A 14,265-nucleotide genomic window follows, 5' to 3' on the forward strand; every position below is an offset into this window, starting at 1 on the left:
CTAGGATTCTTATACTAATGTCCAAGTGATACAAGCCTTAGATCCCCCCAGCCAGCCGTTTTCAGAATAAGACTACTCATGCCACATACCGTAACGAGTCCCTGACGCGGATAGAGATTTTAATATTTTGATTTAAATAGATTTATAGAGACGTTCTTTTTATGAGCGAGGCGTATCCCGGCAAAAACAGCCTGATACCGCCCGCCGCTTTCATGCCCAGTATCGGCGAGCAATATTTGTTGCGCCAAGTCTTGCAACGCCCGTTTTTGTCGACATGTCCCGGATTAAAGTTGAATTTTGCCGCCTCAGCGCCCATCATTCCCGTGCGGCATAAGCCGTAGAACTTACAGGTGAAATTGGGCGTATGGAATGGATCGCTGATCCAACAATTTGGGCCGGCCTGGCCACATTGGTCGTGCTGGAAATCGTTCTGGGTATAGACAACCTTGTCTTCATCGCCATTCTGGCGGATAAACTACCAAAACAACAAAGAGATAAGGCTCGTGTCGTCGGTCTGTTGCTGGCGCTGGTGATGCGTCTGGCGTTGCTCGCCTCCATCTCGTGGCTGGCGACGCTGACTAAGCCGATGTTCATCGTTGCGGAGCACCCCTTCAGCGGCCGCGATCTGATCATGCTGGTCGGTGGGATATTCCTGCTGTTCAAAGCCACCATGGAGCTGAACGAGCGGCTGGAAGGCAAGGATGAAGAGCAGCACGGCACACGCAAAGGCGCGCGTTTCTGGCCGGTGGTGGCGCAGATCGTGGTGCTGGACGCCGTCTTCTCACTCGACTCGGTGATCACCGCGGTCGGCATGGTCGACCACCTGGCGGTGATGATGATCGCGGTCTGTATCGCCATCGGCCTGATGCTGCTGGCCAGCAAACCGTTGACGCGCTTCGTCAACGCTCACCCGACTATCGTCATCCTGTGCCTGAGCTTCCTGCTGATGATCGGCTTCAGCCTGGTGGCGGAGGGCTTCGGCTATCACATTCCGAAAGGCTACCTCTACGCGGCGATCGGCTTCTCGGTGATGATCGAAGCCTTGAACCAACTGGCGCAGTTCAACCGCCGCCGCTTCCTGTCAAAGGTGCGGCCGCTGCGCGAACGTACCGCCGAGGCGGTGCTGCGCATGCTGAGCGGCAAACATGAAGAAGCCGAGGTCGACAGTCATTCCGCCAATCTGCTGGCCGACAGCGACAGCGAAAACGGCGAGATCTTCAATCAGCAAGAGCGGCGCATGATCGAACGCGTGTTGGGCATGGCGCAGCGCACGGTCAGCAGCATCATGACCTCGCGTCACGACGTCGAATACCTTGAGCTGAACGATCCGCAGGAGAAGCTGACGCAATTGCTGGAGCGCAATCAACACACGCGCATCGTGGTGGTAGAAAGCAGCGCCAGCGACGAACCGCTGGGTGTGATCCACACTATCGACGTCCTCAAACAGCAGTTGGCGCAGGCGCCGCTGGATCTGCGCGCGCTGATACGCCAACCGTTGATCTTCCCGGAGCAGCTCACGCTGTTGAGCGCCCTTGAGCAATTCCGCCAGGCACAGACGCACTTTGCCTTTGTGGTCGATGAGTTCGGTTCCGTCGAAGGCATCGTCACCCTGACGGACGTGATGGAAACCATCGCCGGCAACCTGCCGGAGGCCGGCGAAGAGGTGGACGCACGCCACGACATTCAGCAAAACGAGGACGGCAGTTGGACCGCCAACGGCTATATGCCGCTGGAAGATCTGGTGTTGTACCTGCCGATGCCGCTGGAAGAAAAGCGCGAATACCACACGCTGGCGGGGCTGCTGATGGAACACAGCCAGCGCGTGCCGCAAGAAGGCGAACAAATCACGATCGGTGACTACCTGTTCGAGCCGTTGGAGGTCAACAGCCACCGTATCCTGAAAGTGAAGATCACCCCGCCTCCCCCACCGGAGGACTACGAGGTTTAACATTGAGGCCGGGCATTGCCCGGCCTTGGTTTTACTGGGGAACCAGCAACTCCGTCGCCACGATCACCACCACCAGCCCGACAATCACCGGCACCGAAGTGCGCTTCACCACGTCGAACGGTGAGATTTTCGCCATGCCGGAGACCGCCACCACCACGCCGGAGACCGGCGACAGCGTGCGGCCGAGGTTAGACGCCTGCAGCATCGGGATCACCAGATAAGCCGGATTAACGCCCATTTGCGCCGCCAGTTTCGGGATCAGTTCGACAAACGCATAGAACGGCGCATTACCGGAGCCGGTGGTCATGGCTGCCAGCATGGTGATCACCACCAGCACCAACATCATGATCAAACCGCCGGTGCCGAACGACTGCGCCAGCCCGATCAACCCGCTGATAAAGCCGACGGTGCTCAACCCTTGCGCGAAGACCCCGGCGGCCACCAACAGCATGACCACGCTGGCGAATGCGTCCGCCATGCCGCGATAAGCCACTTCCAGGCCGCTGAATACCTGTTTCGCGCTGAAACTGCGCACGAACTCAATCAATGCCGCCAACAGTATGCAACCCACCAGCACGGTAATGATGTGCAGCTCCGGTCCCCATTTGCCGTCGAAAATCAGCACGCCGAGGATCGGTGTAAACGGCAATATCGCGTAAAATCCCGGCGCATGGGTTTTGATTTCGCTGACGTCCATGATGTGATGCTGTTCATTGCTCTTTCTGTCGAGATAACGCTGCCAGAAAAAATGCGCCACAGCCATGCAGACAATGGCGGCAATCGAGATAGGCAACGTGGTCTTGAACGCGAAGTCCACCAGCGGCATTTCCGCCGCTTTGGCCGCCAGCACCACGTCGCCGGACGTCGGCGCCAGAATAATCGCCGCCGGCGAAGCGCAAATGGCAGCCGCCGCGCCGCGGCTGATGCCCACGTTCACCATCAACGGGAACAGTGTCGCCATCAGCAGCACGCCGAGGCCAGTGGCGGAAGAGACCGCCAGCGACATCAGGCAAGCGACAAAATACGCCGCCACCATCAGCAGATAAGGCGAATTGATCATCTGCAGCGGACGCGAAGCCAGCTTGACGACCACGTCGTTGGCGCCGATATGCGTCATGTAGGCGGCAAAGCCGCACAGCATCATGATCATCATGCCGAGATCGCCGCCGCGGCTCATCAGCAAAATCTTGACGTATTCGATCATGTCGGTCGCGCGCCAGCCGGTTGAGGCGGCGCCGGACGGCAACAGCGTTTTCCCCATCAGGGCGCTGATGCCGAGCAGCAGCAGCCCCCCCACCAACAAGACGCCGGTAGCGGAATATCCCTTGATAATGTAACGGCCCACGCCCGCCGCGACTGCGGCGCCAATAAGGAGCTCAACCATATGAACCTCAAAAAGCAGAGAAGATAAATTTTTCTGGCATAGTAGTGAAATCCTCAGCCACGACAAGTGATACAAATCAATTCAGTAAACTATTTTTTGGTAATCTCCGGCGCACCTCTAGCAGATACACGGCCGAAACCCACCTTTCAGGCTCTACAGGAATAAACAAGAAGCGAGGTTAAGAAATCACATTTAACAACTTAAATTTGTTCATTCACACTTCGCTGTTAGTATAGTTGAGGGTTCTGGCCCTACCGCTATCAAAGAGGTCATTTACATGAATAGGCGTAATCTTGTAAAAACAATAATAGCCGGAACATCGGGTATTTTAGTCGGAAAAACGTACGCAACGGATAATATTCGCAGCATTATTCCCCCTGAGAAAGAAAAAGACTTGCAGTCAACCAATACGCTCTCTGCAATGTCTTTAAAACTAGCGGAATATGACGGCGCGAAATACATTGGTCGCTGTCCAGACATCAACACTTTAAGGAAAGTAATACCGCAATTTCCCAATCAAAAAATCGATGTCGTCAGTTTCTATGCGACAGACACCTTAAAATCCTCCGGCGGAGGAGAGTTTTATGCGGTTAAATCGACCGATCTTAAAGAGAAAAACGGCATCGTCGTTCGTGTCAATGAAGATTGGTGTTGGATCAGACTTGAATCCGTCTCTACCAACATTTGGCCTCTGGAATGGTTGGGAATACGAATAGGCTCACCACAATATGGCGCACTGAATGCCAAAATTTTACAGGAGTCCATCGTCAACAACTATCGTGTCGAACTTGTCTTCCCAAGCGGCATGACCTACCTGCAACCAGGAGTGGTCAAGATCCCCGGAAATTGGGCGGGTGTACTTCGCGGCAGTAATACACGTAATTGCATTATTCGGCCGAGCGAAAACCCTGACGACCCCAATATAATTTTAATAGAATATAATACAGAGAAGAAATTCAGCTGGGGGCTGCGTATCGAAAACCTGTCGTTTGACGGCATGAACTATACACTGAGTGCTATTCGACTGGCAAATGTCGGCTACGTATATACTAACAACCTTCAAATATATTCATTCAATGGTTGTAATCTTTGGTTGGACAAAGTGCAAGACTCCGTCTTTGAAGCCACCAATATTCAAGACGGCGGTTATTCAAGTGGCGATCCTTCTGATAATACGAAGACCACTCACCCTGCGTTATTACTGACCAGCACGATAAAAAATGATGCGTGCAACATGATCAGATTTAATAATTGTCAAATTGAAAACAACAAATGCAGCCCTTACATTCGTATCATCAGCGGCATCGGATTGATGTTTAATCAGACCCACGCTGAAATAAGAGACAAAGCGATGTGGGGGAAAAGAGATTTCATGGAAATCGCCAACGCAGATGTACAGATATCTGAACATGCGGGTTCTCGTTTTAGAAATGCGGTGCTTATTAACGGCTATGGCAGAACGACGATTTCCGGCGGCCGAGGCTTAGGCGGCGATCTTACTGTCCGTGCCGAAGGAAAAAGAGGCACGTTGGCATTATCAAATTGCTTGGTCGGCAACATAAATCTCTCCGCGTACAACGGCAATCACCAGTTTTCCAATGTGGTTGCCGCAAATGTCGTCTTAAAGAATACCGCAGGCTCTTTGAGGTGGTTTGGCGGTTCGATGAACGCTCTCGTCGTCGAAGGTTCGGTGAACCCCGCTTTAGGCGCGCATTTTGATGGCGTCCTGGTAACCCAAGATGTCACGTTCTCCGACCCTAAGGATACGCCTCAGCTTTCCCACTCATTCATCAATAGCACCGTGTTAGGCAATATGGCATTTAACTGTATAAACGGCGTGTATTACGCGAACAGCATTGCAGGCAATGAGATACTAGGCAAACGGCTCCGCATCGCTATTCCAGGCAATGTACGCACAATGTATGGCACTGCGGCTCCCACTTCCGGCACCTATAGTCAAGGTGACAGAGTGATCAACAGCGCTCCTGCCGCAGGGGGCTGGGATGGTTGGCGATGTGTGGCAGCGGGTACGCCCGGCGTATGGAAAGGTTACGGAAAAATCGCCGATTAATTCCAGCCATGTTAGATCAAGGGGGCAAAGCCCCCTTGATGTGATTCAAAGTTTGTCGAGCAGCTTTTTCAGATCCTGACCTTCGCGCGAATCCTTGTTCTTTTCAGCCCATTTGTTCAGCGCATCTTTAGCCCGATCCTGCAGCGTTTTACGCAACACCTGATCGACCTGCAGTTGATAGTTGAGCTGTTGCCACGGCCCATAGACCCGCAGCGGGATCGGCGTTTTTTGCAGTTGCTCGATCAGCTCGCCGCGCCCTTGCCATCCGCCGGTGACGCGCACGTTAAGCGCCATATCGCACTGTTTGCCCGGCATATCGATGCTGCCGACGCCGGTCAGCGCCAGCAAAGGAGAATCCGCCGTCAGACCGCTGAGCTTGATCGTGCCTTGATTCAGACTAGCCTGCGCCGAGACGTTTTTGACCTCGGTATAACGCTGATAGCTGTCTTGCCCGCGCACGCTGTTATCGTTGCGCGCCACAGCCTGCTGGATCAGCTGCTGAATGTTCAGGCCATGCAGCTGCGCATCCTGCATCGCCAGCTGCGCCGTACCGCGCCAGCGGCGCTCAAATGACTGTGAAGAGAGGCGATCGCCGGTCAAATCCCCTTTCATGCTGAATTTGCCGGTCAACATCTGCGGCATGTCGAAGGCTTTGAGCACCGTGCCCAGTTCAACCTGGTTCAGCGCCGGCTGCACGCTGATCACCGGTTTATTGCCGCGCGCGTCCAGCGCGCCCGGCAAGGAGAAATCACCGCCGGCCAATTGTCCGGCGAGTTTATGCAGCGTCAGCAGTCCGCGTTGGTTGTCCGCCACGACGGCCAACTGAGTGACGTTCATACCGCGATAGGTCAACTGCGCGGCCTGCAGATTCAACTGCGCATTGAAATCGCGCAGCGCCTCTAAATTCTGCTGCCGATCGTCAACCTGGCTGGCAATCACCGGCGCGGAAGTCACGGCGGGTTGTTCGGCGGTATTGGTGCTGGATTGCCAGCCGGAGAGCGCATCGAGATCGAGGTTAGCCGAATTGAGGTTCACCACATAGCCGGGCACCGCCCCCAGCGTGGCGCTGATATCGCCGGTCAATTGGCTGTTATTGGCACTGACGCTCAGCTGGCTGACGGCAATCTGCGCCGGCGTCTGCTGATAGACCACCTGCGCATTGCCCTCTCCCTGAATACCGCCGTTCGGAATATCCGCACCCGCCAGTTGATAATTGAACTGGGTGACTTTGGCGCCAATCTGGCGGGGGAACTGCTGCAAGTCGACATCGGCCGCCATGCTGAAGGTCAGGTCGCGCTGATCGCGGTTGACCCGGCTGGAAAGTTCCAGCTGCGCCTGTCGGGTCTGCGTTTGTTGCAGGGTGAGATTGATATCCCGGACATTAATTTGCTCATTGTCGGCGCGCTGCCAAATCAGCAGACTGTCCACAACCCGCAGATTATCGATATCGAACTTCCAGGCCACGTCTGTCGCGTCTGTGCCAGTGCCGGCCGGCGCGATCGGGGCATCCATCTGCGAATGCTCTTCGCTATCGGGCGTAAGGCGAATGATGGCGTTTTTCAGCATCACCTGTTTCACAAACAGCTGATGCGACAGCAGAGGCAACAGTTTGACATCGAGGCGCATATTTTCCGCGCTCACCACCGGCGCTTTCGCGCCCGGCGCGGTCAGCGTCATGCGCCCGGCCAAAATGCTGAGCTGCGGCCAGATATGCCAGCGCAGGTCGCCTTCGAGCGTCAGCTGATAGCCGCTCTTCTGCTCGACCTTTTTGATCATGTAACCGCGAAAATCATTCGGATTGACCAGCAGTACCAGCGCGGACATCCCCGCCACCACGACCACCAGTAAAATCGCCAATGTCGTCAGTAATCTTCTCATGCCACCCTCTTGTCAGCGCCACACCGACGGTGCATCCCGCGCCGTTAGTCCTTGTCGATTCGACTGGCTACTGCGCCCTGCTGATCGCGATACTTCGCGTCCTGCCGGCTGTTGTATGGCCGGGCCGCCGGGCCGGACAACGGTTCAAAGCTCAAGGCCCCGATCAGCATGCCCGGCCGCAGCGCCAGCGGCAGCTTGCCGGAGTTGTAAAATTCCAGCACGATGCGTCCGTGCCAGCCCGGATCGATACGGTGCGCAGTGACGTGCACCATCAACCCCAGGCGCGCCAGAGAAGAACGGCCGTCGAGCCAGCCCACCAGATCGTCCGGCAGCGTCACGGATTCGAACGTCACCGCCAGGGCCAGCTCGCCGGGATGAAGGAAAAACGCCTCGCCTTCCGGCAGGACAATCTCGTCGCTCATCACGCGATCCAACGCAGCGCTGACTTCGTCTTTCGGCCCGCTGAGATCGATAAAAGGCGCGGTATGGCCGCTGAATACGCGGAACTGGTTGCCCAAACGGACATCTACTGTGGCCCCGTTGATGCGTTCGAGCGGCGGGCGCGGGGAAATCACCAGTTTCTCGCTATCCAGCCAGGCTTCTATATCGCGGTCGCACAGTCTCATGTCTCTCTTCTCCATCAAAACGCGTAACTAAACAAAAATTGCCACACAACGGGCGAAAGGTCTACGCCGGGGTGCAAATAGTTGGCCGCCGGCCGGAAATACACATTCCCGGCCATTAAGCGGCATTATTCAAAGAATTGGCTGATTTTGGCTTTCAGAATATCGATCGCGATGCGGTTTTTGCCGCCGCGCGGGACGATGATATCGGCGTATTGTTTGGAAGGTTCGATAAACTGCAGGAACATCGGGCGCACGGTCTTCTGGTATTGCGCCATCACCGAATCCATTGAGCGGCCACGCTCGTTGACATCGCGCTTCATGCGGCGCATCAGGCAGATATCCAGCGGCGTGTCGACGAAGATCGAGAAATTCATCTCCTGGCGCAAGCGGATATCCGTCAGCAGCAAGATCCCTTCCAGAATAATGACTTTTTTAGGTTTCAGGTGAACGGTTTCTTTCTTGCGCGTGTGCTCGGTGTAGCTGTACAGCGGCAGTTCGATCGCTTTGCCGGCCTTCAGCATCTGCAAATGCTGGAACAGCAGGTTGTGATCCATGGCGCTCGGGTGGTCATAGTTGGTTTTGACCCGTTCTTCCATGGTCAGGTGACTCTGGTCTTTATAGTAACTGTCTTCTGGAATAACGCCGATGTGCTCATCGCCGACCTGCTCGCGGAGTTCGCGGTACAACGTGCTGGCAATAAGGCTTTTTCCGGAGGCAGATGCGCCAGCTATACCAATAATGACGCACTGATGCGGATTGTCAGTCATAAAATTAAAGACCTGATTTCGTAATGTGAAGGGAGGGAACTAAAACGCGACAATTATAGGGAGTCGTCGGGGTTTGCGCCACTGTATATTGCGCGACGGCGGGCGAATTCAGGCTATCGCGCCGTACCGGCGATATGACATTTTAAGAATCTCACGGCTAGGGCAATGCTCCGCAACAGGTTACACTCCTGCGCTGACTTAGGGACCCCGTAGTCTTTCATCGGAGAATGATGTGCTGGATTGGTATTTTTTGACTTTTTTCGGCGACAGCATGCTGCTGCTGCCCTGCGCGCTGATTCTTTTTTTATTGCTGCTCGCATCGCCCGCCACTCGCGCGGCAGGCTGGCAATGGGCGCTGATTTTCGGTTTCACCGGCGGGCTGGTCTGCCTGTCCAAGTTGGCCTTTATGGGCTGGGGCATTGGTAGCGCAAGTTATGACTTCACCGGATTCAGCGGCCATTCGGCCCTCGCCGCGAGCATCTGGCCGCCGCTGCTTTGGGCTTTAACCGGTCGATTTTCCCATCCGGTGCGCAGCATCGCGTTGTTGACCGGGTGGATATTGCCTTTCACCGTCGGCGTGTCGCGCTTGGAGATCCGCGTGCATTCCGTATCCGAGGTGATCAGCGGGCTGATTTTAGGCTACCTGGCTAGCGCGCTGTTTTTATGGCTGCAGCGAGGGAAAGCGCGACCACAGCTTGCCTGGCCGCATTTGGCCATCGCGCTGGCCTTGCCGTTGGCGCTGATGGGGCAGCGGCAGCCGGCCCCCACTCAGGGATTGCTGGAACATATCGCCAAAACGCTGGCGCAGATCGAACGCCCTTATACCCGTGCCGACCTACACAAGCCGACCCCTACCCCATAAAAAAACCCGGCGTTTAAGCCGGGTTCTTGCATTGCGATAGGCTGATTACAGCGCGCGGAACGCAATCTCCGTCGGGATCGCCTCGCCCTGCCAATACATCTGCGCAGCCACACGGCCGGCCAATTGACGATACATGTCGGCGAATTCGCTCTCCGGGCGGCTGATCACCGTCGGCGTACCGCGATCCAGATCTTCACGCAGCGAGATATGCAGCGGCATCTGCCCCAGCAGACGGCTGTTATATTTCTGCACCAGCTTCTCGGCGCCGCCGGTGCCAAAGATCGGCTCATGGTGGCCGCAGTTGCTGCAGATATGCACGCTCATGTTCTCGACAATGCCCAGTACCGGCACATGCACTTTCTCGAACATTACGATGCCTTTGGCGGCATCCAGCAAGGCGATATCCTGCGGCGTGGTGACCACCAGCGCGCCGGTCACCGGAATGTTCTGCGACAGCGTCAGTTGGATGTCACCGGTGCCCGGCGGCATGTCCAGCACCAGGTAATCCAGATCCGGCCACAGCGTATCCTGCAGCAGCTGCATCAACGCCTTGCTGGCCATCGGGCCGCGCCACACCATGGCGTTGTCGTCGGTCACCAGATAACCGATGGAGTTGGTCGCCAGCCCGTGCGCCATGATCGGTGCCATATGCTGCCCGTCCGGCGAGGTCGGCCGCTCATGTTCGGTGCCCAGCATGTTGGGGATCGACGGGCCGTAAATGTCGGCGTCCAGAATGCCGACCTTGGCTCCTTCGGCGGCCAGCGCCAGCGCCAGGTTGACGGCGGTGCTGGATTTCCCCACTCCGCCTTTGCCGGAGCTGACGGCGATGATGTTGCGCACGCCTTTGATCCCGGCCTGCGCGTTGGCGCGCTTCAGCGTCGTGATATCGTGTTTCAGCTTCCAATCGATGGCGCCGGCGCCGGTCACGCGCAGCAGTTCGGGGCCGACGCTCGCCTGCAGCGCTTCAAAACCGCTCTGCCAGGCAAAGGGCATCGTCAGTTCGATATGCAGTACATCGTCCAGCAACGCGCAGTGATGGATAGCCTTCAATGCGGTCAGGTTGTTTTTCAACGTCGGGTGTTCAAAGGCGGCCAGTACACCGGTCACCAGGGCGCGCAGAACTTCGGGGTTGGTCTGCTCAGGGGATTTTGCGTTCATCCCGGCTCCTTGATTTTGAATGGGTAGCTTCCGGCTAAGCATACCAGAACTGCGCGGCGGCTGGCGCGTATAACCTGTAAGAAACCGCCCTAGCAGCGAAGGGCGCGATCGGTTAACATCGAAGGCCCTTTTATTCATTACAGAAAGCAAGTTCTCACTATGGCTCAAGTCGCGAAAAAATTATTGGTGACGTGCGCGCTACCGTACGCAAATGGTTCCATCCATCTCGGCCACATGCTCGAGCACATCCAGGCGGATATCTGGGTGCGTTACCAACGAATGCGCGGCCACGAAGTGCATTTCATCTGCGCGGACGACGCGCACGGCACGCCGATCATGCTGAAAGCGCAGCAACTGGGCGTTAAACCGGAAGAAATGATCGCGGAGATGAGCCAGGAGCACCAACAGGATTTCGCCGGCTTTGGCATCAGCTATGACAACTATCATTCGACCCATAGCGATGAAAACCGTGAGCTGTCCACCCTGATTTACAGCCGCTTGAAAGAAAACGGTTTTATCAAGAACCGTACCATTTCTCAGCTGTACGATCCGGAGAAAGGCATGTTCCTGCCGGACCGTTTCGTGAAAGGCACCTGCCCGAAATGCAAATCGCCGGACCAGTACGGCGACAACTGCGAAGTGTGCGGCGCCACCTACAGCCCGACGGAACTGATCGATCCGAAGTCCGTGGTTTCCGGCGCGACGCCGGTGATGCGCGACTCCGAGCACTTCTTCTTCGACCTGCCGGCCTTCAGCGAAATGCTGCAGGCGTGGACGCGCTCTGGCGCGCTGCAGGAGCAGGTAGCGAACAAGATGCAGGAGTGGTTCGAATCCGGCCTGCAGCAGTGGGACATCTCCCGCGATGCGCCTTACTTCGGCTTCGAAATCCCGGATGCGCCGGGCAAATACTTCTACGTCTGGCTGGACGCGCCGATCGGCTACATGGGCTCCTTCAAGAACCTGTGCGACAAGCGCGGCGATCTGGACTTCGACGAGTTTTGGCGCAAAGACTCCACCACCGAGCTGTACCACTTTATCGGCAAGGACATCGTCTACTTCCACAGCCTGTTCTGGCCGGCGATGCTGGAAGGCAGCCAGTTCCGCAAACCGAGCAACCTGTTCGTGCACGGTTACGTGACGGTGAACGGCGCCAAGATGTCCAAGTCGCGCGGCACCTTCATCAAGGCCGGCACCTACCTGCAGCATCTGGATGCCGACTGCCTGCGTTATTACTACGCCGCCAAGCTCTCTTCACGCATTGATGACATCGATCTCAATCTGGAAGACTTCGTGCAGCGCGTCAACGCCGACATCGTCAACAAGGTGGTGAACCTGGCGTCACGCAACGCCGGCTTTATCAACAAGCGCTTCGGCGGCAAGCTGGCCGACAGCCTGGCCGATCCGGCGCTGTACCAGACCTTCGTTGATGCGGCGCAGAGCATCGCCGAAGCCTACGCCGGCCGCGAGTTCAGCCGCGCGATCCGCGAAATCATGGCGCTGGCCGATCTGGCCAACCGTTACGTGGATGAGCAGGCGCCGTGGGTAGTGGCGAAGGAAGAAGGCCGCGATGCCGATCTGCAGGCCATCTGCTCGATGGGCATCAACCTGTTCCGCGTGCTGATGACTTACCTTAAGCCGGTGCTGCCTTCGCTGACCGAACGCGCCGAAGCGTTCCTCAACGCCGAACTGAGCTGGGACGCGATCCCGCAGCCGCTGCTGGGCCATCAGGTGAACGCGTTCAAAGCGCTATTCAACCGCATCGATCTGGACAAGGTCAACGAGATGGTCAACGCCTCGAAGGAAGACATGGCCGCCGCCAAGCCGGTGACCGGTCCATTGGCCGATGATCCCATTCAGGAAACCATCACCTTCGACGACTTCGCCAAGGTCGACATGCGTATCGCCCTGATCAAGAGCGCCGACTTTGTCGAGGGCTCCGACAAGCTGCTGAAGCTGCAGCTGGATCTGGGCGGCGAATCGCGCCAAATCTTCTCCGGCATTCGCTCCGCTTACCCGGACCCGAAAGCGCTGGAAGGCCGTCTGACCATCATGGTCGCCAACCTGGCGCCGCGTAAAATGCGCTTCGGCGTGTCAGAAGGCATGGTGATGGCGGCGGGCCCAGGCGGGAAAGAGATCTTCCTGCTGAGCCCGGACAGCGGCGCGCAGCCTGGCATGCAGGTCAAGTAATCGCGCAGATGCGCGGCGTAGGGAGGGTCGAGCTTGCTCGGCCCTTTTTTATTGCCCCAACCCCCACGTTATAAGCATGAAGAAAAAGTCATAACCGCCCTGATTCCCCTGCCCGCCGCATCCGGCTATGATGCTCCGAAACCCAAAATAGACGTCCAAACAGAAAGACTGCTATAACAGACCTTCACCGGGATCGTTTCCCTGCTTTTTTGGAGCCTATAATAATGAAAAACCTCAAGACTTCGCTGCTCGCCCTCAGTCTGTTGTCCGCCCTGCCGCTGCAGGCGGCGGAAAACGCCGCCGTACCCGCCGCCATCGCTCAGCATCAGGGGCCGGTGCGCATAGCGGTGATCCGCAACCTCGGATCCGACGACAACACCACGCAATTTTTGGCGGGTGCCATTCAGGAAGGGCGCAAGCTGGGCTTCAAGGTGGATACCTTCCTCAGCAACGGCGACGACGCGCGCTTCCAGGACTTCGTTAATCAGGCTATCAGCCAGAAATATGACGGCATCATTCTCTCGCAGGGGCGAGCTCCCTATTCCACCGACCTGGTCAAGCGCATCGCGGCGGCCGGCATCGCCGTCGCGGCTTTCGATACCGACGTCAGCGGCAGCGTTCCCGGCGTCACCGTCTCGCAGCAGGACGACGCTTCACTGGCCAATGCCTCCTTCGGCCAACTGGTGAAGGATTTCAACGGCCAGGCCAATATTGTCAAGCTGTGGGTGGCCGGCTTCCCGCCGATGGAGCGCCGTCAGGCCGCTTATCAGCAGTTGCTGAAACAGCATCCGGGCATTCATGAGCTGGAATCGATCGGCGCGGTCTCATCCGACGTACAGGGCGATACCGCCAACAAGGTGGGCGCGGTGCTAGCGAAATACCCGAAAGGCAAGATCGACGCCATCTGGGGCACGTGGGACGCCTTTACCCAAGGGGCTTACAAGGCGCTGAAAGAGAACGGCCGCACCGAAATCAAGCTGTACAGCATCGATATCTCCAATCAGGATTTACAGCTGATGCGTGAGGCCGGCAGCCCGTGGCAGGTCAGCGTGGCGGTGGATCCGAAGCTGATCGGCGCGGTCAACCTGCGCCTGGTGGCCAACAAGATCGCCGGGGAAAGCACGCCGGACAACTATCAGTTCAAAGCATCGGTCATTCCGCAGGCGCTGCTGCTGGCGCAACCGGGGCCGGTCAACGTCGCCGGCCTGGCGAAGATAATCCCCGGCTGGGGCAGCAGCAGCGATTTCGTTCAGCCGTGGTTCGCCACGCTGCAGGCCGAACACGGTAAATAATGCTGTTTTTCACGAGGCTGCCGACGCAGCCTCTGTTTTTCAGATAAATATCGGCAGCCCCCTTCCGTCCCCGCCAAAATGCGCTATGTTAT

The 14,265-nt window shown here is 56.9% G+C and carries 10 protein-coding genes; 5 read left to right on the forward strand and 5 right to left on the reverse strand.

The features are described 5' to 3' along the window. Positions 1–364: 364 nt before the first annotated feature. A complete protein-coding gene (locus tag IMX17_RS10630) occupies positions 365–1,948 on the forward strand; it encodes a TerC family protein (protein WP_033642457.1) in 1,584 nt (527 codons plus the stop codon). A 31-nt stretch (positions 1,949–1,979) separates the two neighbouring features. On the opposite strand, the gene dcuC is transcribed toward IMX17_RS10630, so the two are convergent. Continuing rightward, the gene (dcuC, locus tag IMX17_RS10635) at positions 1,980–3,332 is read right to left on the reverse strand and encodes an anaerobic C4-dicarboxylate transporter DcuC (protein WP_182264851.1); all 1,353 of its coding nucleotides are present in this window, start codon (positions 3,330–3,332) and stop codon (positions 1,980–1,982) included. Between the two features lie 277 nt (positions 3,333–3,609). Here dcuC and IMX17_RS10640 point away from each other — a divergent pair, with 277 nt between their 5' ends. After that, positions 3,610–5,403, forward strand: a complete 1,794-nt coding sequence (locus IMX17_RS10640; protein ID WP_182264852.1) for a hypothetical protein — start codon at positions 3,610–3,612, stop codon at positions 5,401–5,403. Between the two features lie 45 nt (positions 5,404–5,448). Here the strand turns inward: IMX17_RS10640 and asmA are convergent, their stop codons facing one another. The 3 genes from asmA to udk form a co-directional block, all read right to left on the reverse strand. Further along, entirely contained in the window at positions 5,449–7,281 is a 1,833-nt protein-coding gene (asmA, locus tag IMX17_RS10645) for an outer membrane assembly protein AsmA (protein WP_182264853.1), read from the reverse strand. A 44-nt stretch (positions 7,282–7,325) separates the two neighbouring features. Then, the gene (gene dcd / locus IMX17_RS10650) at positions 7,326–7,907 is read right to left on the reverse strand and encodes a dCTP deaminase (protein WP_019454407.1); all 582 of its coding nucleotides are present in this window, start codon (positions 7,905–7,907) and stop codon (positions 7,326–7,328) included. A 125-nt stretch (positions 7,908–8,032) separates the two neighbouring features. Next, a complete protein-coding gene (gene udk, locus IMX17_RS10655) occupies positions 8,033–8,674 on the reverse strand; it encodes a uridine kinase (RefSeq protein WP_033642454.1) in 642 nt (213 codons plus the stop codon). Positions 8,675–8,906: 232 nt separating this feature from the next. On the opposite strand from udk, the gene IMX17_RS10660 reads away from it, so the two are divergent. Continuing rightward, positions 8,907–9,536: a phosphatase PAP2 family protein gene (locus IMX17_RS10660; protein WP_193549758.1), complete on the forward strand. Its 630-nt coding sequence runs from the start codon at positions 8,907–8,909 to the stop codon at positions 9,534–9,536. A gap of 45 nt (positions 9,537–9,581) precedes the next feature. Here IMX17_RS10660 and apbC read toward each other — a convergent pair whose 3' ends face one another. Further along, positions 9,582–10,694, reverse strand: coding sequence for an iron-sulfur cluster carrier protein ApbC (gene apbC, locus IMX17_RS10665; RefSeq protein ID WP_128868851.1), 1,113 nt, complete (start codon positions 10,692–10,694; stop codon positions 9,582–9,584). 159 nt (positions 10,695–10,853) lie between these two features. Here apbC and metG point away from each other — a divergent pair, with 159 nt between their 5' ends. Beyond that, positions 10,854–12,881: a methionine--tRNA ligase gene (gene metG, locus IMX17_RS10670; protein ID WP_046896990.1), complete on the forward strand. Its 2,028-nt coding sequence runs from the start codon at positions 10,854–10,856 to the stop codon at positions 12,879–12,881. Between the two features lie 224 nt (positions 12,882–13,105). Further along, on the forward strand, positions 13,106–14,173 hold the full coding sequence (locus tag IMX17_RS10675) for a sugar ABC transporter substrate-binding protein (RefSeq protein ID WP_046896989.1): 1,068 nt from the start codon (positions 13,106–13,108) through the stop codon (positions 14,171–14,173). Positions 14,174–14,265 lie beyond the last annotated feature (92 nt).

The sequence above is a fragment of the Serratia sp. X3 genome, from assembly GCF_014982455.1.
In the GTDB taxonomy this organism is placed as follows: domain Bacteria; phylum Pseudomonadota; class Gammaproteobacteria; order Enterobacterales; family Enterobacteriaceae; genus Serratia; species Serratia ureilytica.

What these genes read in the sequence shown, in the direction of transcription:
- IMX17_RS10630 (WP_033642457.1), top strand. Translation starts at nt 365, where the DNA reads ATGGAATGGATCGCTGATCCAACAATTTGGGCCGGCCTGGCCACATTG.
- dcuC (WP_182264851.1), bottom strand. Translation starts at nt 3,332, where the DNA reads ATGGTTGAGCTCCTTATTGGCGCCGCAGTCGCGGCGGGCGTGGGCCGT.
- dcd (WP_019454407.1), bottom strand. Translation starts at nt 7,907, where the DNA reads ATGAGACTGTGCGACCGCGATATAGAAGCCTGGCTGGATAGCGAGAAA.
- apbC (WP_128868851.1), bottom strand. Translation starts at nt 10,694, where the DNA reads ATGAACGCAAAATCCCCTGAGCAGACCAACCCCGAAGTTCTGCGCGCC.
- IMX17_RS10640 (WP_182264852.1), top strand. Translation starts at nt 3,610, where the DNA reads ATGAATAGGCGTAATCTTGTAAAAACAATAATAGCCGGAACATCGGGT.
- metG (WP_046896990.1), top strand. Translation starts at nt 10,854, where the DNA reads ATGGCTCAAGTCGCGAAAAAATTATTGGTGACGTGCGCGCTACCGTAC.
- asmA (WP_182264853.1), bottom strand. Translation starts at nt 7,281, where the DNA reads ATGAGAAGATTACTGACGACATTGGCGATTTTACTGGTGGTCGTGGTG.
- udk (WP_033642454.1), bottom strand. Translation starts at nt 8,674, where the DNA reads ATGACTGACAATCCGCATCAGTGCGTCATTATTGGTATAGCTGGCGCA.
- IMX17_RS10675 (WP_046896989.1), top strand. Translation starts at nt 13,106, where the DNA reads ATGAAAAACCTCAAGACTTCGCTGCTCGCCCTCAGTCTGTTGTCCGCC.